The organism is Pseudomonas sp. FP2196, assembly GCF_030687715.1.
Lineage (GTDB): Bacteria > Pseudomonadota > Gammaproteobacteria > Pseudomonadales > Pseudomonadaceae > Aquipseudomonas.
In genome coordinates this window covers 1794057-1814002 of record NZ_CP117445.1, presented here as the reverse complement: position 1 = coordinate 1814002, position 19946 = coordinate 1794057, and the positions used below count along the sequence as shown (strand labels likewise).

The 19946-nt window shown below is 59.4% G+C and carries 19 protein-coding genes; 13 read left to right on the top strand and 6 right to left on the bottom strand.

The window, feature by feature from the left end; genetic code table 11:
• The first annotated feature begins 235 nt into the window (after positions 1 to 235).
• Complete coding sequence (locus PSH79_RS08225; protein ID WP_305442103.1) at positions 236 to 1831, top strand: glycosyl hydrolase family 17 protein; 1596 nt, start codon at positions 236 to 238, stop codon at positions 1829 to 1831.
• 97 nt (positions 1832 to 1928) lie between these two features.
• Here PSH79_RS08225 and PSH79_RS08220 read toward each other — a convergent pair whose 3' ends face one another.
• The gene (locus PSH79_RS08220; RefSeq protein ID WP_305442101.1) at positions 1929 to 2297 is read right to left on the bottom strand and encodes a hypothetical protein; all 369 of its coding nucleotides are present in this window, start codon (positions 2295 to 2297) and stop codon (positions 1929 to 1931) included.
• Positions 2298 to 2521: 224 nt separating this feature from the next.
• On the opposite strand from PSH79_RS08220, the gene PSH79_RS08215 reads away from it, so the two are divergent.
• Together PSH79_RS08215 and PSH79_RS08210 are read left to right on the top strand one after the other, a co-directional pair.
• Positions 2522 to 3820, top strand: a complete 1299-nt coding sequence (locus PSH79_RS08215) for a serine/threonine protein kinase (RefSeq protein ID WP_305442100.1) — start codon at positions 2522 to 2524, stop codon at positions 3818 to 3820.
• Entirely contained in the window at positions 3813 to 4601 is a 789-nt protein-coding gene (locus PSH79_RS08210; RefSeq protein WP_305442099.1) for a VacJ family lipoprotein, read from the top strand. Before PSH79_RS08215 ends, PSH79_RS08210 begins: the two co-directional genes overlap by 8 nt.
• 138 nt (positions 4602 to 4739) lie before the next feature.
• Here PSH79_RS08210 and PSH79_RS08205 read toward each other — a convergent pair whose 3' ends face one another.
• Positions 4740 to 5654, bottom strand: coding sequence for a DUF808 domain-containing protein (locus tag PSH79_RS08205; RefSeq protein WP_305442098.1), 915 nt, complete (start codon positions 5652 to 5654; stop codon positions 4740 to 4742).
• A gap of 134 nt (positions 5655 to 5788) precedes the next feature.
• Between PSH79_RS08205 and PSH79_RS08200 the strand changes: the two genes are divergently transcribed.
• Positions 5789 to 6394, top strand: coding sequence for a TetR/AcrR family transcriptional regulator (locus PSH79_RS08200; RefSeq protein ID WP_042558279.1), 606 nt, complete (start codon positions 5789 to 5791; stop codon positions 6392 to 6394).
• Between the two features lie 131 nt (positions 6395 to 6525).
• Here the strand turns inward: PSH79_RS08200 and PSH79_RS08195 are convergent, their stop codons facing one another.
• Together PSH79_RS08195 and PSH79_RS08190 are read right to left on the bottom strand one after the other, a co-directional pair.
• The gene (locus PSH79_RS08195; protein ID WP_305442096.1) at positions 6526 to 6984 is read right to left on the bottom strand and encodes a transposase; all 459 of its coding nucleotides are present in this window, start codon (positions 6982 to 6984) and stop codon (positions 6526 to 6528) included.
• A 209-nt stretch (positions 6985 to 7193) separates the two neighbouring features.
• Positions 7194 to 7634 carry a heme-binding protein gene (locus PSH79_RS08190; protein ID WP_305442095.1) on the bottom strand — a complete coding sequence of 147 codons (441 nt, stop codon included), beginning with the start codon at positions 7632 to 7634 and terminating at the stop codon, positions 7194 to 7196.
• Between the two features lie 268 nt (positions 7635 to 7902).
• Between PSH79_RS08190 and gcl the strand changes: the two genes are divergently transcribed.
• From gcl to PSH79_RS08145, 9 genes are all read left to right on the top strand, one after another.
• Positions 7903 to 9678: a glyoxylate carboligase gene (gene gcl, locus PSH79_RS08185; protein WP_305442094.1), complete on the top strand. Its 1776-nt coding sequence runs from the start codon at positions 7903 to 7905 to the stop codon at positions 9676 to 9678.
• Positions 9679 to 9823: 145 nt separating this feature from the next.
• Positions 9824 to 10606, top strand: a complete 783-nt coding sequence (gene hyi, locus PSH79_RS08180) for a hydroxypyruvate isomerase (protein ID WP_123533765.1) — start codon at positions 9824 to 9826, stop codon at positions 10604 to 10606.
• 127 nt (positions 10607 to 10733) lie between these two features.
• Positions 10734 to 11627, top strand: coding sequence for a 2-hydroxy-3-oxopropionate reductase (locus tag PSH79_RS08175; protein ID WP_305442093.1), 894 nt, complete (start codon positions 10734 to 10736; stop codon positions 11625 to 11627).
• A gap of 170 nt (positions 11628 to 11797) precedes the next feature.
• Positions 11798 to 13072, top strand: coding sequence for a glycerate kinase (locus PSH79_RS08170; RefSeq protein WP_305442092.1), 1275 nt, complete (start codon positions 11798 to 11800; stop codon positions 13070 to 13072).
• Positions 13069 to 14484 carry a pyruvate kinase gene (pyk, locus tag PSH79_RS08165; protein ID WP_305442091.1) on the top strand — a complete coding sequence of 472 codons (1416 nt, stop codon included), beginning with the start codon at positions 13069 to 13071 and terminating at the stop codon, positions 14482 to 14484. Before PSH79_RS08170 ends, pyk begins: the two co-directional genes overlap by 4 nt.
• A gap of 146 nt (positions 14485 to 14630) precedes the next feature.
• On the top strand, positions 14631 to 15545 hold the full coding sequence (locus PSH79_RS08160) for an urea transporter (protein WP_305442090.1): 915 nt from the start codon (positions 14631 to 14633) through the stop codon (positions 15543 to 15545).
• 21 nt (positions 15546 to 15566) lie between these two features.
• Positions 15567 to 16391, top strand: a complete 825-nt coding sequence (locus PSH79_RS08155) for an ion transporter (RefSeq protein WP_305442089.1) — start codon at positions 15567 to 15569, stop codon at positions 16389 to 16391.
• A 197-nt stretch (positions 16392 to 16588) separates the two neighbouring features.
• The gene (locus PSH79_RS08150) at positions 16589 to 17587 is read left to right on the top strand and encodes a sulfate ABC transporter substrate-binding protein (RefSeq protein WP_305442088.1); all 999 of its coding nucleotides are present in this window, start codon (positions 16589 to 16591) and stop codon (positions 17585 to 17587) included.
• Between the two features lie 355 nt (positions 17588 to 17942).
• Entirely contained in the window at positions 17943 to 19130 is a 1188-nt protein-coding gene (locus tag PSH79_RS08145; protein WP_305442087.1) for an MFS transporter, read from the top strand.
• Between the two features lie 40 nt (positions 19131 to 19170).
• On the opposite strand, the gene PSH79_RS08140 is transcribed toward PSH79_RS08145, so the two are convergent.
• Both PSH79_RS08140 and PSH79_RS08135 read right to left on the bottom strand, forming a co-directional pair.
• On the bottom strand, positions 19171 to 19575 hold the full coding sequence (locus tag PSH79_RS08140) for a type II toxin-antitoxin system HicB family antitoxin (RefSeq protein ID WP_305442086.1): 405 nt from the start codon (positions 19573 to 19575) through the stop codon (positions 19171 to 19173).
• Positions 19575 to 19787, bottom strand: coding sequence for a type II toxin-antitoxin system HicA family toxin (locus tag PSH79_RS08135; protein ID WP_305442085.1), 213 nt, complete (start codon positions 19785 to 19787; stop codon positions 19575 to 19577). Before PSH79_RS08135 ends, PSH79_RS08140 begins: the two co-directional genes overlap by 1 nt.
• Between the last annotated feature and the right edge of the window lie 159 nt (positions 19788 to 19946).

The following is a 19946-nucleotide window of genomic DNA, read 5'->3' as shown; positions in this document are numbered from 1 at the left end:
ATTGTTATGGTGCACAGCGCCCCCATCACGCCTCACCGCAAACTCGTCCGGACATCAGTGGAGTACTGACGGCTTCGATCATCAACCTGACGCCCACAGCGACCTGCTCTGTCAGCGACCTCAAGGCAACGAGAAACGACATCAGAACGCCATTAACCGCGTCTATATTAATGACGCCAAATAATCCGCCCAAACTTTGCATGTCAAACCATGCGAGCCACCAACCCCCGGTTAAATGCAGGTAACATGCGTCGCTTTGCAGCCACTCGGCCTGACCATGTCCGCGACCTCCCGCTTTCCTTTTCTTCCTTACGTCTTCGCCTGCCTGCTCGGGCTGTTTGCCCTCGTTGGCTTCTGGTATGGGCTGGGCAAACCGGTGATCCTGCCGGACGCCGCCACCCCGACGCACAAGTTGCAATGCGCCTCCTACACCCCGTTCGACAAAGACCAGTCACCGTTCGACGTGCCGTTCAAGCTGCGCCCGGAGCGCATGGACGCCGACCTCGCCCTGCTGGCGACGCGCTTTGAATGCATCCGTACCTATTCGATGACAGGCCTCGAAGCGCTGCCTGACCTGGCGCGCAAACATGGCCTGAAATTGATGATCGGCGCCTGGGTCAACAGCAACCCGGTGGACACCGAGAAGGAAGTCGATCTGCTGATCAAATCGGCTAACGCCAACCCGGACGTGGTCAACGCGGTGATCGTCGGTAACGAAGCATTACTGCGTAAAGAAGTCACCGCCGCACAGCTGGTCAGACTGATCAGCAAAGTGAAGAGCCAGATCAAACAACCGGTCACCTATGCCGATGTCTGGGAGTTCTGGCTCAAACACCCGGAAGTCGCGCCGGCGGTGGATTTCCTGACCATTCACTTGCTGCCGTACTGGGAAGACGATCCGTCGAATATCGATGCGGCGCTACAACACGTGGCGCAGGTGCGCCAGGTCTTCGGCAACAAATTCGCGCCCAAGGACGTGATGATCGGCGAAACCGGTTGGCCGAGTGAAGGCCGCCAGCGCGAGACCGCCCTGCCAAGCCGGGTCAACGAAGCCAAGTTCATTCGCGGCTTCGTGGCGATGGCCGAGAAAGAAGGCTGGCATTACAACTTGATCGAAGCGTTCGACCAGCCGTGGAAACGCGCGAGCGAAGGCGCGGTCGGCGGTTATTGGGGGCTGTTCGATGCCGATCGCCAGGACAAGGGAGTGCTCGCAGGCCCCGTGACCAACGTGCCGTACTGGAAACAGTGGCTGGTGGTGGGCGGTTTGATTTTCCTCGGCACATTGATCCTCGGCGGCCGGGTTCGCACGACACAATCAGCACTGGTACTTCCGCTGTTGGGCGCCCTCGCCGCTTGTTCAATCGGCGCGTGGGGCGATCTGGCCCGCGTGACCACTCGATTTGCCAGTGAATGGCTGTGGGTCGGGCTGCTGACCGCGTTGAATCTGTTGGTGTTGGCGCATGCCGCGCTGACGCTGAGCGCACGTACCGGCTGGCGTGAACGGGCGTTCAATCTGCTGGAACGTCGTGCCGGATGGCTGGTGACAGCGGCTGGGTTCGCGGCGGCGGTGATGATGCTGGAGATGGTGTTCGATGCGCGTTATCGCAGCTTTGCGAGCATGGCGTTCATCCTGCCGGCGCTGGTTTACCTGTGCCGCCCGGTTAGCGTGCCGCGTCGGGAGATTGCGCTACTGACCTTTATCATCGGCGCCGGCATTGCGCCGCAGTTGTATGAAGAAGGATTGCTGAATCAGCAGGCGTGGGGTTGGGCGCTGGTGAGTTTGTTGATGGTTGCTGCACTTTGGCGCTGTCTGCGGGTTCGCATCCGCTGATCTTTAGCGTCTGTACTGGCCTCTTCGCGAGCAGGCTCGCTCCCACATTTGGAATGCATTCTCCTGTGGGAGCGAGCTTGCTCGCGAAGGCTGACTGTCAGGCGCTGCGAGACTCCCGGACAAGGCGCAACCCGCCAATCACCACCGCAAACACCGCCAGCGTCGTGTTGTACAACGCCAGCGCCGGCAAACCGAAGACCAGCGCCAGCACCGCCAGCCACCACCCTGCCCGCCCCGGCACGACAAAACCTATCAGCGCCGCACCCAGCGCCGCCCAGCCCAACACTTTGAAGTGAATCATCAACCCAAGGTTCGACCGCACCGAGCACTCCCAACGGCTGGCCTCATCCACACAGATGCCGACCCACTGCCCGTCTTCCATAAAGCCATAACGCGCGCCATAACTGGCAGCCAGCCATAACGGCAACAAAACGAGCAGCAGAATCACGGGCAAACGGCGGGACATGAAACTCTCCAATCAACGAAAATCGGCGGTCAGCTTAATCTTCGGCCTGTCAGACGCAAGCACTAACAACAGTTAACTTTTCATCCAGGCGATGCAAAGTGTATCGTCCAGCTACTATTACTCCGAATTCTGCCTGTTTGGTGCCGCGGCATGGCACTTTGGCGCAAACCCGGTGGTCATAGCCTGCGAACTTCATTCGGCACCTTCCTCTAAGGGATCTAGTCATGCTCCGTTCCTTGCGCTTCGCCGCGCTGTTCAGCGGCCTTATTTTGAGTGCGTCCGCACTGGCGGTGGATATCGACGCCGCCAGTTATGGCTACCCCCTGACCAACCCGTTCGAGGCGACCATCGCCACGACTCCGCCGGACTTGCGCCCGGAACTGCCGCTGGACGACGACATCAATCAGTCGGACCGCAGCGTCACCTTGCGTCCGGAACGCGAGTTCATTCTGCCGGACAACTTCTGGCCGGTGAAAAAGCTCACCTACCGCATCGCCGAACAGGACAAACCAGCACCGCTGATCTTCCTGATCGCCGGCACCGGCGCGCGTTATGACAGCACGCTCAACGAATACTTGAAAAAGCTTTACTACAAGGCCGGCTACCACGTCGTGCAGTTGTCGTCGCCAACCAGTTTCGACTTCATCAGTGCCGCCTCGCGCTTCGCCACTCCGGGCGTGACCAAGGAAGACGCTGAAGACATGTACCGAGTGATGCAGGCCGTGCGGGCGCAAAACCCGAAACTGCCGGTCACCGAGTATTACCTGACCGGTTATAGCCTTGGTGCTCTTGATGCCGCGTTCGTCGCGCATCTGGACGAAACCCGCCGCAGCTTCAACTTCAAGAAAGTCCTGCTGCTCAACCCGCCGGTCAACCTCTACACTTCGATCACCAACCTCGACAAGCTGGTGCAGACCGAGGTGAAAGGCATCAACAACAGCACCACCTTCTATGAACTGGTGCTGGCCAAGTTGACCCGCTACTTTCAGCAGAAAGGTTATATCGACCTCAACGACGCCCTGCTCTACGACTTCCAGCAGTCCAAGCAGCATCTGAGCAACGAGCAGATGGCGATGCTGATCGGCACCTCGTTCCGCTTCTCGGCAGCCGATATTGCGTTTACTTCAGACCTGATCAACCGTCGCGGCCTGATCACCCCGCCGAAATTCCCGATCACCCAAGGCACCAGCCTCACGCCGTTCCTAAAACGTGCACTGCAATGCGACTTCGATTGCTACCTGACCGAGCAAGTGATTCCGATGTGGCGCGCGCGCACCGACGGCGGCAGCCTGCTGCAACTGATCGATCAGGTCAGCCTGTATGCACTGAAGGACTACCTGCACGACAGCCCGAAAATCGCCGTAATGCACAACGCCGACGACGTGATCCTCGGCCCGGGCGACCTCGGTTTCCTGCGCAAAACCTTCGGTGATCGTCTGACCGTTTACCCACTGGGCGGCCATTGCGGCAACCTTAACTACCGCGTCAACAGCGACGCCATGCTGGAGTTCTTCCGTGGCTAAATATCTCCTGCTGATTGCAGCGTTACTCTGTGCAGGCGTGGCCCAGGCCGACAACAGCAAAGCCAATGCACCGGTGGTGGTCGACAGCGACGGGTTCAAGGAGCCGCTGTCCAAACTCAAGTTCAACCCGGGGCTGGATCAGCGCGAATTCGAGCGCTCGACGCTCAACGCCCTGAACGTGTATGACCCGCTGGAAGAGTGGAACCGCCGCGTTTACCACTTCAACTACCGCTTCGACCAATGGGTGTTCCTGCCGGTGGTCGATGGCTACCGCTACATCACGCCAAGCTTCTTGCGTACCGGCGTGAGCAACTTCTTCAACAACCTTGGCGACGTGCCGAATCTGGTCAACAGCCTGTTGCAGTTCAAGGGCCAGCGCTCGATGGAAACCACTGCGCGCCTGCTGCTCAATACCACCATCGGCATCGCCGGCCTGTGGGACCCGGCCACCGCCATGGGCCTGCCGCGTCAGAGCGAAGACTTTGGTCAGACTCTGGGCTTCTACGGCGTACCGGGCGGTGCCTACTTCGTCCTGCCGATCTTCGGCCCATCCAACCTGCGTGACACTGCAGGCCTGGCGGTCGACTACACCACCGAATCGGCGATCAACTTCCTCAACGTATCGGAAGTGAGCTCCAACCACCCGGAAGTCTGGGCCCTGCGCGCGGTCGACAAGCGCTACCAGACCGGCTTCCGCTATGGTCAGCTGAACTCGCCGTTCGAATACGAGAAAGTGCGCTACGTGTACACCGAGTCGCGCAAGTTGCAGATTGCCGAGTAAAACCGGCAGGCACAAAAAAAGGCCATTCGATGCAAGTCGAATGGCCTTTTTCATGAAGATCAAAGGATCGCAGCGTGCGGCAGCTCCTGCATTGGGATGGAGTACACCCTGCAGGAGCTGCCGCAGGCGGCGATCTTTTTAGCCTTTCACAGCTTTCCAGATCTTGCCCACTACCGCCACAACCGCCAGTACCACCGCACCGGCAATAATCCCCGCCACACCATTGAGCAACACTGGCACCACAAACCCCGCGCTACCCGCCGCTGCGCCAACGCCTTCAATCCAGTGATGAACCACCGGTACGCCATGGGTCAGGATGCCGCCGCCGACCAGGAACATCGCCGCGGTGCCGATCACCGACAGGGCTTTCATCATGTAGGGCGCCGTGACGAGAATGCCGTTGCCGATTTTCTTGGCCATTTGCCCAGACTTCTGCGTCAGCCACAAACCGAGGTCGTCGAGCTTGACGATACCGGCCACCAGACCATACACACCGATGGTCATGACGATAGCGATGCCGGACAGCACGATCACTTGCTGGGTCAGCGTGGCGCCGGCCACGGCCCCCAGAGTGATCGCGATGATTTCTGCCGAGAGAATGAAGTCAGTGCGGATCGCACCTTTGATCTTGTCCTTCTCGTACGCCACCAGATCGGTTGCCGGATCGGCCACGGCCTCGGTCAGTTGCGCATGTTCAGCATCATCCTCAGCCTTGCTGTGGAGAAACTTGTGCGCGAGTTTCTCGAAACCCTCGAAACACAGATACGCGCCACCGACCATCAACAGTGGCGTTACCAGCCACGGCACGAACGCACTGATCGCCAGTGCCGATGGCACCAGGATCAGCTTGTTGACGAACGAGCCCTTGGCCACCGCCCAGACCACGGGAATCTCCCGTTCGGCCCGCACACCAGAGACTTGCTGGGCATTCAGCGCCAAGTCGTCGCCGAGCACGCCTGCGGTCTTCTTGGCGGCCATTTTGGTCATCAGCGCAACGTCATCCAGAACGGTGGCGATGTCGTCGATCAGCACCAGCAAACTGCTTCCTGCCATGAATCTTGTTTCCTTATGTGAATAATGCCGTGCAGCATACCGCGACTGCAGGCCACACGGGGCATTGTTGAGCGCTGCGCGAGGCCGGTGCTACCATGCGCAACCGCCAGAACAGGCAAGGAACCACCGGGTTTATGAGCACAATCCGCGAGCGCAACAAAGAACTGATCCTGCGTGCCGCCAGTGAGGAGTTTGCCGACAAGGGCTTCGCTGCGACCAAAACCAGCGATATCGCCGCCAAGGCAGGACTGCCCAAGCCCAACGTCTACTACTACTTCAAGTCCAAGGAAAACCTCTACCGCGAGGTACTGGAAAGCATCATCGTGCCGATCCTGCAGGCCTCGACGCCGTTCAACGCGGACGGCGTGCCGAGCGAAGTGCTCAGCGGCTACATCCGCTCGAAGATCCGCATCTCCCGCGACCTGCCCTTCGCCTCCAAGGTGTTCGCCAGCGAAATCATGCACGGCGCCCCGCACCTGAGCGCTGATCTGGTCGAGCAACTCAACGGCCAGGCCAAGCACAACATCGACTGCATCCAGACCTGGATCGACCGCGGCCAGATCGCCCCGATCGACCCCAACCATCTGATGTTCAGCATCTGGGCCGCAACCCAGACCTACGCCGACTTCGACTGGCAGATCTCTGCGATCACCGGCAAGGACAAGCTGGACGAGGCCGATTATGAAGCGGCGGCGCAGACGATTATCCGGTTGGTGCTTAAAGGGTGTGAGCCGGACTGAAGTATTGCTGTGACACCATCGCTGGCAAGCCAGCTCCCACAGGTTTCTGTGTTGAACTCAGATTTAGCAAACAACACAAATCCCTGTGGGAGCTGGCTTGCCAGCGATGGAGGCAACTCGATTCAAAATTGCTAAAGCCAAACTGAATCCCACAGCGGATAGTCGCCAATCTTTTCGACCAAGCCCGCCCTCAGAGGGTTAGCCACGACATATCGCGCCATTTTCACCAGATCCTCCTCCCGCCGCAGCGCACGGTCGTGAAAACCCTGCTGCCAAAGCGGACCTTTCCGGTTGATGGACATATTCACTTCTCGCGTAATCAGCGACTTGGTTTCGCGCATCAATTTTTTGAGTGAACAATTTTCCAGTTCGACCAGCCAGTGAAAATGATCTGGCATGACAACCCAGGCCAGTGAGTTCGCTAATCCCAGATTTTCTGCCCGCTGAAATTGATGAACCACCAATCTGCCCAATGCGAAATCGGTAAAGATCGGTTCTCGATCAAGTGTATTGGTTGTCAGTAGATAGATTCTATTTGGCTCCGCGTAGCGGCCGGCTCGCAGACGATGTGAAGCAGGAAGATCAGGCAATCCGTTGCCCCTTCATGATGAGTTCATCAGAAGGCTAGACCGCAGTGCCCCATCAAGTCAGGCAGTCTTTTATCTTGATGTGTCAGTCCCGCCGCCATCGCTGGCAAGCCAGCTCCCACAGGTTTTTATGTTGAATACAAAACTTGTGAACGACACAAAACCTTGTGGGAGCTGGCTTGCCAGCGATCACGTCATTTCAGACGCCTAAATCAAGAAGCCACCCCCGCATCCGCCTTCAGATCCAGCGCTTCAACAGCTTTGATCGCTACCTGCTCATCAATATCCGACAGATCACCGCTAATCCCGATCGCCCCCAATACCTCCCCCGCCTGATCACGGATCAATACACCGCCCGGGGCCGGCACGACGCTGCCCTGGCCCATGCTGTTGAGTGCGGCGATGAAGGCCGGGCGTTGTTGGGCGTCGAGTGCCAGCAGGCGTGAGCCTTTGCCCAGGGCGATGGCGCCCCAGGCTTTGCCGATGGCGATCTGCGGGCGCAGCAGGCTGGCGCCGTCTTCGCGTTGCAGGGTGATCAGGTGGCCGCCGGTATCGAGTACCGCGATGGTCAGCGGCGCAGCGCTGATGCCGCGCCCGACGCTGATGGCTTCGTTGACCAGGTTGACTGCGACTTTCAAGGTTAAAGCGCTCATGGTGCTGTCCTCATTTTGTTATTGGGAAAGTCGGGAGACTGCGCGTTTGTGCCGCAGTCCGATGCAACAAATAGAACACAATGAGTTATTTTTTTGTATACAATAATTTTCGAAAAGCGCCACATGCGACGAAAAGCCACAGCAGAAACGGCTTCCGACAAATGAAACAGCCGCTTGAGAAAATGGATTGACCTGCGCCGTCCGCCGTGAATACACTCTGCGCAAAGCCACTTGTATACAATTACAAAACGTAAAGAGGCACAAAACCATGAGCAAAATGAGAGCAATCGAAGCCGCCGTTCTGGTGATGCGCCGTGAAGGGGTTGATACCGCTTTTGGCATCCCGGGCGCTGCCATCAATCCGCTGTACTCCGCCTTGCAGAAAGTCGGTGGCATCGATCACGTCCTCGCTCGCCACGTTGAAGGCGCCTCGCACATGGCCGAGGGTTACACCCGCACCAAGGCCGGCAACATCGGCGTGTGCATCGGGACTTCCGGCCCTGCCGGTACCGATATGGTCACCGGGCTCTACAGCGCCTCGGCCGACTCGATTCCAATCCTTTGCATTACCGGCCAGGCACCCCGCGCTCGTATGCACAAGGAAGACTTCCAGGCTGTCGACATCACCAGCATCGTCAAGCCAGTGACCAAGTGGGCGACCACTGTTCTGGAACCGGGCCAGGTGCCGTACGCGTTCCAGAAAGCATTCTTTGAAATGCGCTCCGGTCGTCCAGGCCCTGTACTGATCGACCTGCCGTTCGACGTGCAGATGGCCGAAATCGAATTCGATATCGATGCCTACCAGCCATTGCCGCTGGCCAAACCGACCGCTACCCGCGTTCAAGTCGAGAAGGCTTTGGCCTTGCTTGATCAGGCCGAGCGTCCATTGCTGGTGGCCGGTGGCGGCATCATCAACGCCGACGCCAGCGATTTGCTGGTCGAGTTCGCCGAACTCACCGGCATCCCGGTCATCCCGACCCTGATGGGCTGGGGCACCATCCCGGACGATCACCCGTTGATGGTCGGCATGGTCGGTCTGCAGACTTCGCACCGCTACGGCAACGCGACGATGCTCAAATCCGACGTGGTGCTGGGCATCGGCAACCGCTGGGCCAACCGTCACACCGGTTCGGTGGACGTTTACACCGAAGGTCGCAAGTTCATTCACGTCGATATCGAAGGCACACAGATCGGCCGTGTATTCACGCCGGACCTGGGTATTGTGTCCGACGCCGCTGCCGCGCTGACCGTGTTCATCGAAGTGGCGCGTGAGTGGCAAGCCGCCGGCAAGCTGAAAAACCGCAGTGCCTGGTTGCAGGATTGCCAGCAGCGCAAAGCCAGCCTGCACCGCAAGACCCACTTCGACAACGTGCCGGTCAAACCGCAGCGCGTTTATGAAGAGATGAACCAAGTATTCGGCAAAGACACCTGCTACGTCAGCACCATTGGTCTGTCGCAGATTGCCGGCGCGCAGTTCCTGCACGTCTACAAGCCGCGTCACTGGATCAACTGCGGTCAGGCAGGCCCTCTGGGCTGGACCATTCCGGCTGCACTGGGCGTGGTCAAGGCCGATCCGAGCCGCAAAGTCGTGGCCCTGTCGGGGGACTATGACTTCCAGTTCATGATCGAAGAACTGGCGGTCGGCGCTCAGTTCAAACTGCCTTACATCCACGTCGTGGTGAACAACTCGTACCTGGGGCTGATCCGTCAGGCCCAGCGCGGATTCGAAATGGACTACTGCGTGCAGTTGTCCTTCGATAACCTGAACGCGCCGGAACTCAACGGTTACGGTGTTGACCACGTCGCAGTCGCCGAAGGCCTGGGCTGCAAGGCACTGCGTGTGTTCGAACCGTCGGAAATCGCCCCTGCCCTGCGCAAGGCCGAACAGTTGATCGAAGAGTTCAAGGTGCCGGTAATCGTCGAGATCATTCTGGAGCGTGTGACCAACATCTCCATGGGGACCGAGATCAACGCCGTCAACGAATTCGAAGACCTGGCGCTGGTCGGCAACGATGCGCCAACGGCGATTTCGCTGCTCGACTGATCCGCCATGGCCTGATGCTCCTGTAGGAGCTGCCGCAGGCTGCGATCTTTTGATCTTTGTTGTTAACAGATCAAGATCAAAAGATCGCAGCCTGCGGCAGCTCCTACACGGGGTCATCATCATTAATTTGCAACGGGAGACCACCATGCCGCGTTTCGCAGCCAACCTGTCCATGCTGTTCACCGAACAGGATTTCCTTGCCCGTTTCGACGCCGCCGCCAAGGCTGGTTTCAGTGGTGTTGAATACCTGTTCCCGTACGACTTCAGCTCTGCCGAAATCAAGGCCAGGCTCGACGCCAACGGTCTGACCCAAGTGCTGTTCAACCTGCCGGCCGGTGACTGGGCCAAGGGCGAGCGCGGGATTGCCTGCTTGCCGGATCGGGTTGAAGAGTTTCGCGCCGGTGTCGATCTGGCGATTGCCTACGCACAAGTGCTGGGCAACACCCAGGTCAACTGCCTGGCCGGTATTCGTCCACAAGGCGTGGACGATGCCACCGTGGAAAAGACCTTCGTCGCCAACCTCAAATATGCCGCCGACAAGCTGCAAGCCGTCGGCATCAAACTGGTGATGGAAGCGATCAACACCCGCGACATCCCGGGTTTCTACCTGAACAACACGGCGCAAGCCCTGTCGATTCGCGAGCAGGTCGGCAGCGCCAATCTGTTCCTGCAATACGACATCTATCACATGCAAATCATGGAAGGCGATCTGGCCCGCACCCTGCAATCGCACCTGGGCGAGATCAACCATGTGCAACTCGCGGACAACCCGGGGCGCAACGAACCAGGTACCGGCGAAATCAACTACCGCTTCCTGTTCGAACACCTTGACCGCATCGGTTATCAGGGTTGGGTTGGCTGTGAATACAAGCCACTGACCACCACCGAAGCAGGCCTCGGCTGGCTGAAGTCGCACAACGCAATCTGACCCATACATAACCTGTAGGAGCTGCCGAAGGCTGCGATCTTTTGATCTTGACCTTCAAAAGCAGAATCAAAAGATCGCAGCCTTCGGCAGCTCCTACGGCTGTTTATAAAAACAAGAGGATTTTCTCATGGCTAAAATCGGATTTATCGGCACCGGCATCATGGGCCACCCAATGGCGGCGAACCTGCAGAAAGCCGGCCACAGCCTGTTCCTGTCGGCGCACCACGACGCCGCGCCTGCCGACCTGGTTGCCGCTGGCGCCGTCGCTTTGGCCAACCCGCGCGAAGTGGCGCAGGAAGCAGAATTCATCATCGTCATGGTTCCGGATACCCCGCAGGTCGAGGACGTGCTGTTCCGCGCCGACGGCGTGGCTGCCGGTATCGGCAAAGGCAAAATCGTCATCGACATGAGCTCGATCTCGCCGACTGCCACCAAGGCGTTCGCCGCGAAGATCAACGAGAAAGGCGCGCAATACCTCGACGCGCCAGTGTCCGGCGGTGAAGTCGGCGCCAAAGCCGCGACCCTGAGCATCATGATCGGTGGCGACGCCGATGCCTTCGAACGCGCATTGCCGCTGTTCCAGGCCATGGGCAAGAACATCACTCTGGTCGGTGGCAATGGCGACGGTCAGACCGCCAAGGTCGCCAACCAGATCATCGTTGCCCTGAACATCCAGGCCGTCGCCGAAGCCCTGCTGTTCGCTTCGAAAAACGGTGCCGATCCGGCCAAGGTGCGTGAAGCGCTGATGGGTGGTTTCGCCTCTTCGAAGATCCTCGAAGTGCACGGCGAGCGCATGATCAAAGGCACTTTCGATCCGGGCTTCCGTATCAGCCTGCACCAGAAGGACCTGAACCTGGCCCTGCAAGGCGCCAAGGAGCTGAACATCAACCTGCCGAACACCGCCAACGCCCAGCAAGTGTTCAGCACCTGCGCGGCCATCGGTGGCAGCAACTGGGATCACTCAGCGCTGATCAAGGGCCTGGAACACATGGCCAACTTCTCGATTCGCGACAAGAAATAATCTGCGCCTATGGCTCGCTCCCTGTGGGAGCGGGCTTGCCCGCGATGGCATCAACTCGGTCTGCCTGAACGACCGCAGCGCCTGAATCGCTGGCAAGCCAGCTCCCACAAGGACCGCGTCGCTACACCGTTGTCGCTTTATCCCAATAACAAGAATTCCGGGAGCCCGCCATGTCGGTCGATCCGCAACAACTGCTGCGCGAGCTGTTTGCCACAGCCATTGACGCGGCCCATCCGCAGCAAGTCCTCGAAGCCCATCTGCCCACTGATCGCACCGGTCGCGTGATTGTCATCGGCGCCGGCAAAGCCGCTGCCGCCATGGCGCAAGTGGTCGAGCGCTGCTGGCAGGGTGAAGTGTCCGGTCTGGTAGTGACCCGTTACGGGCACGGCGCCCCGTGCGAAAAAATCGAAGTGGTCGAGGCGGCGCATCCGGTGCCGGACGCTGCCGGTCTGGCCGTGGCCAAACGTGTGCTGGACCTGGTCAGCAACCTGACGGAAGACGACCGCGTGATTTTCCTGCTGTCCGGCGGCGGTTCCGCCCTGCTGGCCCTGCCGGCCGAAGGCATCACCCTCGCCGACAAGCAATCGATCAACAAAGCCCTGCTCAAATCCGGCGCGACCATCGGCGAGATGAACTGTGTGCGCAAGCACCTCTCGGCGATCAAGGGCGGCCGTCTCGGCAAGGCCTGCTGGCCGGCGACTGTTTATACCTATGCGATTTCCGATGTACCGGGCGACCTCGCTACGGTCATCGCTTCCGGCCCGACCGTGGCCGACCCAAGCACATCCGCCGAAGCGCTGGCGATCATCAAGCGCTACGGCATCGAGATCCCGGCATCCGTGCGCAACTGGTTGCAAAGCCCTGAGTCGGAAACCGTCAAACCCGGTGATCCGAGCCTGGCCCGCAGTCACTTCCAGTTGATCGCCCGTCCGCAGCAATCGCTGGACGCCGCCGCGGTGAAATGCCGTCAGGCCGGTTTCAGCACACTGATCCTCGGCGACCTGGAAGGTGAGTCCCGCGAGGTGGCGAAAGTCCACGCCGGTATCGCCCGTCAGATCATCAACCATGGCCAGCCACTGGCCGCGCCTTGCGTGATTCTCTCCGGTGGCGAAACCACCGTCACCGTGCGCGGCCATGGCCGTGGCGGACGCAACGCCGAATTCCTCCTCAGCCTCACCGACAGCCTCAAGGGCCAGCCCGGTGTCTACGCCCTGGCCGGTGACACCGACGGCATCGACGGCTCGGAAGACAACGCCGGCGCAATCATGACCCCGGACAGCTACGCCCACGCCGCCGCCCTCGGTTTGAGCGCCAGCGACGAACTGGATAACAACAACGGCTACGGCTATTTCGCCGCGCTCGATGCGCTGATCGTCACCGAGCCGACCCGCACCAACGTCAACGACTTCCGCGCCATCCTGATCCTCGAGAACTCTAAATCATGACGCCTGATAAAAAGGTCAAAATCCTCGCCACCCTCGGGCCTGCGGTCGACGGCATCGACGACATCCGCGAGCTGGTCGAGGCCGGGGTCAACATCTTCCGCCTCAACTTCAGCCACGGCGACCACGCCGACCACGCCAAGCGCTATCAGTGGATCCGCGAAGTCGAGCGTCAGCTCAATTATCCGCTGGGCATTCTGATGGACTTGCAAGGGCCGAAACTGCGCGTCGGCAAGTTTGCTGACGGCAAAGTCCAGTTGCATCGCGGTCAGGCGTTTCGCCTCGATCTGGACGCGACACCGGGCGATGAACGCCGGGTGAACCTGCCGCATCCGGAGATCATCGCGGCGCTGGAGGCCGGCATGGATCTGCTGCTCGACGACGGCAAGCTGCGTCTGCGCGTGGTGACCAAGTACTCCGACGCGATCGACACCACCGTTCTCAACGGCGGCGAACTGTCCGACCGTAAAGGTGTGAACGTTCCGCAAGCAGTGCTCGACCTGAGCCCACTGACCGCCAAGGATCGTCGCGACCTGAGCTTCGGTCTGGAGCTGGGCGTGGACTGGGTCGCGTTGTCGTTCGTGCAGCGTCCACAAGACATGCTCGAAGCCCGCGAGCTGATCGGCGACAAGGCTTTCCTGATGGCGAAAATCGAGAAGCCGTCGGCCGTCGAGCAACTGCGCGAAATCGCCGAACTGAGCGACGCGATCATGGTGGCCCGTGGCGACCTTGGCGTCGAAGTGCCGGCCGAGAGCGTGCCGCAGATTCAGAAAAACATCATCACCACTTGCCGCGAACTGGGTAAACCGGTGGTGGTGGCGACGCAGATGCTGGAATCGATGCGCTTCTCCCCTGCCCCGACCCGCGCCGAGGTTACCGACGTCGCCAACGCCGTGGCCGAAGGCGCCGATGCGGTGATGCTGTCGGCGGAAACCGCGTCCGGCGAATACCCGCTGGAAGCCGTGCAGATGATGAGCAAGATCATCCGCCAGGTTGAGAACGGCCCGGATTATCAGACCCAACTCGACGTCAGCCGGCCGAAAGCCGAAGCGACGGTTTCCGATGCGATCAGCTGCGCGATCCGGCGTATCAGCAACGTGCTGCCGGTGGCGGTGCTGGTCAACTACAGCGAATCGGGCGCCTCCACTTTGCGCGCAGCGCGGGAGCGGCCAAAAGCGCCGATCCTTAACCTGACGCCGAACTTGCAGACTGCGCGCCGTTTGAGCGTGGCCTGGGGGATTCACTCGGTGGTCAATGATCGCCTGCGTCAGGTCGACGAGGTGTGTTCGACCGCGCTGGAAATTGCCCAGGCGCAGGGGATGGCCCAGCGTGGTGACACGCTGCTGATCACCGCCGGTGTGCCGTTCGGGCAGCCGGGGTCGACCAACTCGCTGCGTATCGAAACATTGATTTAGCGCCTGTACCGGCCTCTTCGCGAGCAGGCTCGCTCCCACAGTTGATTTGTGCGCATCACAAACTCAATGACTGAACAAAGATTCAATGTGGGAGCCAGCCTGCTGGCGATGCAGGCGCCTCGGTTTCACTGACTTTCAGAACTGCCATGCCTGCCAATCATTTCAACACCCTCTGCCCCGACTGGGCCGAGGCCTTGCTCAACGGTTTCAGTCAGATATTCCTTCAGCGCCATCCGCTGTGCGGCCTGCTGTGCCTGTTGGCGATCCTGCTGACAGCACCGGTGCTGTTCGCCGGAGCGCTGCTCGGTGCCGTTGCCGGCCTGCTTACTGCACAGCGGCGCAACTACGCCAAGGCTGATCGTCAGGCCGGACTGTTCAGCTACAACGGCGTCTTGCTCGGCCTGTTGCTGAGCCTGTATTTCCCGTGGTCGCCGCTGCTGCCGCCGCTGATTCTTGCTGCCGGCGGCTTGAGCGCGATGGTCACGCAGCAATGGCTCAAACGCGTGCGGCTCAGCCAATCGATGCCCGCCTACACCGCGCCCTTCGTGAGCATGAGCTGGGTGCTGCTGTGCTTTGCCGAGCCGTCCGCGCCGACAGCACACATCGAAATGACAACGCTGAATCTGCTCGCCGCCGAACTCAGAGGGTTGGGCCAAGTGATGTTCCTCGATCATCCGCTGGCGGGTGCGTTGATCGCCACTGGTTTGCTGTTCGCTGATCGTCGTGCTTTCGGCTGGGCTTTGCTGGCGTCTGCCGTCGGCCTCGGTTCGAGCCTGTTGCACCACGAAACCAGCGCGGCACTGCTCGGCCTCGGCAGTTACAACGCCGTACTTGCCGCCCTCGCCTTCAGTGCCCAGCGCCAACAACCGTGGTTGCCGCTGCTCGGCATTGTTGTGGCGCTACTGGTCACGCCGCTGTTCGCCGCCATCGGTCTGGCCACGCTGACCGCGCCGTTTATCCTCGCCTGCTGGCTGATCCGCGCCGGTATCCAGATGCTCGGCAAAGCCACGGTCGACAGTGCGTCTTGCGCTCATGGGGAGAATCAACCTAGGCTGCGCTGATCTTTGATTCAGGCGTTTTCCATGGACAGCAGCAACAACTGGCGTGAACGGCTTTACGTCATGATTTTCCAGAGCGACACCCTCGCCGGGCGGCGCTTCGACGGCATTCTGCTGTTGATCATCCTCGCCAGTCTGGTGATCGTGATGCTCGACAGTATCGACAGCATCCACCAGAACTACGCCGACGTGCTGGCCTACATCGAGTGGGGCTTCACGATCATCTTTCTCGGTGAGTACATCCTGCGTCTGTATTGCTCACCGAAGCCGCTGCGCTATGCCTTCAGTTTTTATGGGCTGGTGGATTTGCTGGCGATCGTGCCCGGCATCCTCGCGTTGTATTACAGCGATGCGCAGTACCTGCTGATCATCCGCATTATCCGGATGCTGCGGATTTTCCGCGTGCTCAAGCTCAGCCCGTACCTCAAGCAAGCCAACTATTTGATGTCGGCACTGCGCGGCAGCAAGCAGAAAATCGTGGTGTTTCTGGTCAGCGTCTGCACCCTGGTGACGGTGTTCGGCACGTTGATGTACGTGATCGAAGGCCCGGAACACGGATTCACCAGCATTCCCAAAGGCATCTATTGGGCTATCGTGACCCTGACCACAGTGGGCTTCGGCGACATCGTGCCGAAGACACCGCTGGGTCAGGTAATTTCGTCGCTGGTAATGATCACCGGTTACTCGATCATCGCCGTGCCGACCGGGATTTTCACCGCAGAACTGGCCAATGCCATGCGCGGCGAACAGCTGCAACACGACTGCCCGGTGTGCAAGAAAAACAGCCATGAACACGGCGCTGCGTTTTGCTCACGCTGTGGCAATCAACTATTCAAGAAAATGGAATAAGCACAGAGCTTTTTAATCTTTAAAGGACTATGCGTGCCCCGTTATAGTCAGTGGCAATTGAACATCACCCCCTGTAGGAGCTGCCGCAGGCTGCGATCTTTTGATCTTGATCTGGTAAAAAACAAAATCAAAAGATCGTCCGAACGCGGCCCGAGCCTTCGGCAGCTCCTACATAAATAGATAACAAGGAATGCGCAGTGAAAAAACTCTTTGGCGCCTCACTTCTCGCCGCCGGTCTTGCGTTCGGCAGCGTGGCTCAAGCCGCACCGACTCTGCTGAACGTTTCCTACGACGTGATGCGCGATTTCTACAAGGACTACAACACTGCGTTCCAGAAACACTGGCAAGCCGAGCACAACGAAAACATCACCGTGCAGATGTCCTTCGGCGGTTCGAGCAAGCAAGCGCGTTCGGTGATCGATGGCCTGCCCGCTGACGTCATCACCATGAACATGGCGACCGACATCAATGCCCTCGCCGACAACGGCAAACTGGTCCCGGACAACTGGGTCACGCGCCTGCCGAACAACAGCGCGCCGTTCACCTCGGCCACCGTGTTCATCGTGCGCAAGGGCAACCCGAAAGCCCTGAAAGACTGGCCGGACCTGCTCAAGGACGGCGTGCAAGTGATCGTGCCGAACCCGAAAACCTCGGGCAATGGCCGCTACACCTACCTCTCGGCATGGGGCTATGTGCTAAAGAACGGCGGTGACGAGAACAAGGCCAAGGACTTCGTCGGCAAACTGTTCAAGCAAGCGCCAGTGCTGGATACCGGTGGCCGCGCCGCGACCACCACGTTCATGACCAACCAGATCGGCGACGTGCTGGTGACCTTCGAGAACGAAGCCGAAATGATCGCCCGCGAATTTGGTCGTGATCAGTTCGAAGTGATCTCCCCAAGTGTCTCCGCCGAAGCCGAGCCACCGGTGTCGGTGGTCGACAAAGTCGTCGACAAGAAAGGTTCGCGTGCAGCGGCTGATGAGTACCTGAAATACCTGTGGTCGCCGGAAGGTCAGGAAATTGCTGCCGCCAACTACCTGCGTCCGCGTGACCCGGCGGTGTTGGCGAAGTACACCGACCGTTTCCCGAAAGTCGACTTTTTGTCGGTGGAGAAAACCTTTGGTGACTGGCGCACCGTGCAGAAGACGCACTTCAATGATGGCGGGGTGTTTGATCAGATTTACTCGGGCCAGTAAGGCTTGAGCTGAAATGAAAAAGGCGACCTCAACAGGTCGCCTTTTTTGTGTCCGGATTCCCTACCCCAACCTTGAGCAAGCACGATCCCCGACACCAAGTTGACGACAAACATTGCAATCCTTCGGTGAGGAACGTTGCAACAGCCAATGCAAACATAAGCACGCTATCGAACAAGATGTAAGTGAATGTATCATCGACGCTCAACGGTCGGACGCAAGGTTCGCCGATGGACAACCCATGATTCACGCCATTCATTGCGCGACGGAATAACTGTTATCAACCGCAGGCCGCTTCTGCCGCTCCGGTTTGTCCCTTAGCCTCACCGCATTCCATTTCGCCGGATCGAGAAACCTTATGACCGCCACAACCCACACAATGACCCGAGGCATGGTGCTGCTGTTCGCCTTCTGCTGCGGCGCCATCGTTGCCAACATCTACTATGCGCAACCGATCATTGGCCTGATTGCGCCGGACATCGGTCTGACTGACACCATGGCCAGTTTCATCGTCTCGCTGACACAGATCGGTTACGCGCTGGGCCTGTTCTTCCTGGTGCCGCTGGGCGACCTGCTGGAAAACCGCCGATTGATGATCATCACCACCGTGGTGGCGATTGCCAGCCTGCTTGGTGCGGCGTTCACTGATCAGCCCAACCTGTTTCTGCTGATCTCGTTGCTGGTGGGTTTCAGTTCGGTATCGGTGCAAATTCTGATTCCGCTGGCCGCGCATCTGGCGCCGGAAGAATCTCGCGGTCGAGTGGTCGGCGGAATCATGGGCGGCTTGCTGCTGGGTATTCTGCTGGCGCGACCGGTGTCGAGCGTGGTCGCCGACCACTTGGGCTGGCGGGCGATGTTCATGATTGCTGCGGCGTTGATGGCGGCGATCAGCGTGGTGTTGGCACTCACCGTGCCCAAGCGCCAACCGGATCACAGCGCCACTTACGGGCAACTGCTCGGTTCGCTGTGGACGCTGCTGCGCCAGCAACCGGTGCTGCGTCAGCGCGCGTTTTACCAGGGTTGCATGTTCGCCACGTTCAGCCTGTTCTGGACTGCCGTGCCGCTGGAGTTGGCGCGCAACCACGGCCTGTCGCAAAGCGGCATCGCGATCTTCGCTCTGGTCGGCGCCATCGGTGCCATCGCCGCCCCCATCGCCGGACGCCTGGCCGACGCCGGCCACACCCGCATCGCCTCGCTGCTGGCCATGCTATTCGCCAGCTTGAGCTTCCTGCCCGCGTTCATCCACCCGGCCTACAGCGTGATCGGCCTGGCCGTGACCGGCGTGGTACTCGACTTCTGCGTGCAGATGAACATGGTGCTTGGCCAGCGCGCGGTCTACTCGCTGGACGCCAAAAGCCGTGGCCGCTTGAACGCGCTGTACATGACCAGCATCTTCATCGGCGGCGCCTTCGGCTCGTCGGTGGCCAGCGCGGTGTTCGAGCATGGCGGCTGGTTGTGGATCGTGATTGTCGGCAGTGCGTTTCCGCTGTTGGCACTGCTGCGGTTCTTGAGTGCATCACAAGGGCGGTCACTGGCGACTGCGTAACACGTAAAAAACATCGCGGGCCAACTGGCCCGCGATGTTTTCAATACCGAACCAACTTCTCCATCGCCGCATCCGCCAAAAAGGACGAGCGGCTTTTGACGTTGTGCTCGCGCACATAGCGGTCGATTCGCTGAATCACATAACCTGGCAGAGTCACGTTGACCTTCTCGGTCTTGCCCAGGTACGGCGAGATATCCAGCTCCAGCATGCCCCAGCCCATCCCGGCGAACTCCGGATTATTGCGATGCGCCGCCGCAGAGGTCGGCATCGGAATCGACTCTGCGGTCGCCGCAATCTCCTGCAACATGATGTGGGCGATTTCAACGGCAGCCTTGTAAGCATCTTCAAAGCTATCCCCTGCCGTCACGGCGCCGGGAATATCGGGGATCTGAATACCGATGGCGGTGTTCTCATCGCCCCACTCGATGCAGATTGGATATTGCATTATGGATCTCCTTCGAAACTGGCTGGCGGGTTGTACAACCCGGCACGCCTCCTGGTGCTTTTGACTGTCCCCAACGGCAAATCCTTTTTCGGATGAGGAACGGGAATCGTGTAAGGGTTGTAAGGGTGCCTGAAAATGTGATGACTGCCGGTGATCCGGTCCAGCGTCCAACCCGCCTCCTCCAGCTCCTTGATCAATAACCTGCTTTGCACCAATCGCCTCCTTGCCCCGGCTCATCAAAAGTAACCCTAGAGTTATTTTTACTCAAGCACAGAAATCCAGAGAGCGACGTCCGGTTGTTTTACAGAGTGTGATTGAAACGCTAGACCCGGAGCTTTGCGCAGCACTTGCTTGAGCAATTTCTGTGCGAA